Raw genomic sequence first — 2,507 nt, forward strand, 5'->3', positions numbered from 1 at the left:
AAGGCCGCTGCCCGCAACATCCGCGTTTATCGTCGCGGCATTGACCGCGTCATCGGCTATCTCAAGGGTCACATCGTTGAAGGCCGCGTCCGTGCCGCCCGTCACCGTAAGGTCACTGGAGGTGATGTCGCCGTCGCCCGCCAAAGAGCTCACGTCAACCTCAAGGGCACCGGAGCCGTTCTGGGTCAGGCCGCTGCCCGCAACATCCGCGTTTATCGTCGCGGCATTGACCGCGTCGGCCGCTATTTCGTTTGATGTGATCCCACCTGTGGAAACACCCAGGGTAAGGGGACTCAATGTCGTCCCGGCCCCAGAAAGTGTCAATGTACCATCGGTAGCTCCTGTGACCTCATTGCCTATGACACCATCGTTCTCGGTGACGGTGACAGAGCCCAAATCAACAAGGGTCCAATCCGTGCCGTCCCATTGGATGACCTGGCCACTGGCCGTCCCATCCACTATCTTTTCCAAAGTGACCGCATTTGCAGCGATGTCGCTCGATTCGACCGCGCCTGCCGCTATCTTGTCCGTTGTTATCGCATCGTCCGCAACGTCCAAGGTCACGTCGGTGAAGGCCGCATCGGTGCCGCCCGTGATGTCTATCGTACTGTCCGTAGAGGTGATGTCGCCGTCGCCCGCCAAAGAGCTCACGTCAACCTCAAGGGCACCGGAACCGTTCTGGATAAGGCCGCTGCCAGCCACGTCGGCGTTTATCGTCGCGGCATTGACCGCGTCATCGGCTATCTCAAGGGTCACGTCGTTGAAGGCCGCGTCCGTGCCCCCCGTCACCGTAAGGTCACTGGAGGTGATGTCGCCGTCGCCCGTAAGCGAGCTCACGTCAACCTCAAGGGCCCCCGAGCCGTTCTGGATAAGGCCGCTGCCCGCAACATCGGCGTTGATGGTCGCCGCGTTCACCGCATCGGCAGCGATGTCGCTCGATTCGACCGCGCCAGCGGCTATCTTGTCCGTTGTTATCGCATCGTCCGCAACGTCCAAGGTCACGTCGGTGAAGGCCGCATCGGTGCCGCCCGTGATGTCTATCGTACTGTCCGTAGAGGTGATGTCGCCGTCGCCCGCCAAAGAGCTCACGTCAACCTCAAGGGCACCGGAACCGTTCTGGATAAGGCCGCTGCCAGCCACGTCGGCGTTTATCGTCGCGGCATTGACCGCGTCATCGGCTATCTCAAGGGTCACGTCGTTGAAGGCCGCGTCCGTGCCCCCCGTCACCGTAAGGTCACTGGAGGTGATGTCGCCGTCGCCCGTAAGCGAGCTCACGTCAACCTCAAGGGCCCCCGAGCCGTTCTGGATAAGGCCACTGCCAGCCACGTCGGCATTGATGGTCGCGGCATTGACCGCATCGGCAGCGATGTCGCCGGAGGCTATCGTGCCGTCAAGTATCTCGTTCGTCGTAACGGCGTCCGCTGCAAGCTCCGTCGTGCCCACCGCTCCGGCCGCTATCTCCAAGGTAACATCGTTGAAGGCCGCGTCCGTGCCGCCCGTCACCGTAAGGTCACTGGAGGTGATGTCGCCGTCGCCCGCCAACGAGCTCACGTCAACCTCAAGGGCACCGGAGCCGTTCTGGGTCAGGCCACTGCCAGCCACGTCGGCGTTTATCGTCGCGGCATTGACCGCATCGGCAGCGATGTCGCCGGAGGCTATCGTGCCGTCCAATATCTCGTTCGTCGTCACGGCGTCAGCTGCAAGCTCCGTCGTGCCCACCGCCCCGGCGGCTATCTCAAGGGTCACGTCGTTGAAGGCCGCGTCCGTGCCGCCCGTCACCGTAAGGTCACTGGAGGTGATGTCGCCGTCGCCCGTAAGCGAGCTCACGTCAACCTCAAGGGCACCGGAACCGTTCTGGGTCAGGCCGCTGCCAGCCACATCCGCGTTTATCGTCGCGGCATTGACCGCATCGGCAGCGATGTCGCCGGAGGCTATCGTGCCGTCCAATATCTCGTTCGTCGTCACAGCGTCAGCTGCTAGCTCGGTGGTGCCCACCGCCCCGACGGCTATCTCAAGGGTCACGTCGTTGAAGGCCGCGTCCGTGCCACCCGTCACCGTCAAATCACTCGAGGTGATGTCCCCGTCGCCCGTAAGCGAGCTCACGTCAACCTCAAGGGCGCCCGAGCCGTTCTGGGTCAGGCCACTGCCAGCCACGTCGGCGTTTATCGTCGCCGCGTTCACGGCGTCATCGGCTATCTCAAGGGTCACGTCGTTGAAGGCCGCGTCCGTGCCCCCCGTCACCGTAAGGTCACTGGAGGTGATGTCGCCGTCCCCCGCCAAAGAGCTCACGTCAACCTCAAGGGCGCCCGAGCCGTTCTGGGTCAGGCCGCTGCCCGCAACATCCGCGTTTATCGTCGCGGCATTGACCGCGTCGGCCGCAATGTCGCCGGAGGCTATCGTGCCGTCAAGTATCTCGTTCGTCGTAACGGCGTCCGCTGCAAGCTCCGTCGTGCCCACCGCTCCGGCCGCTATCTCCAAGGTAACATCGTTGAAGGCCGCGTCCGTGC

The 2,507-nt window shown here is 63.1% G+C and carries 1 protein-coding gene; it reads right to left on the reverse strand.

Going from position 1 to position 2,507, the window contains the following annotated elements:
• Positions 1–2,507, reverse strand: a 2,507-nt coding sequence (locus AAAH86_RS14985) for a hypothetical protein (RefSeq protein WP_343488488.1), incomplete at both ends; no start/stop codon positions are given.

The sequence above is a fragment of the Allomuricauda sp. d1 genome, from assembly GCF_039592695.1.
Lineage (GTDB): Bacteria > Bacteroidota > Bacteroidia > Flavobacteriales > Flavobacteriaceae > Flagellimonas_A.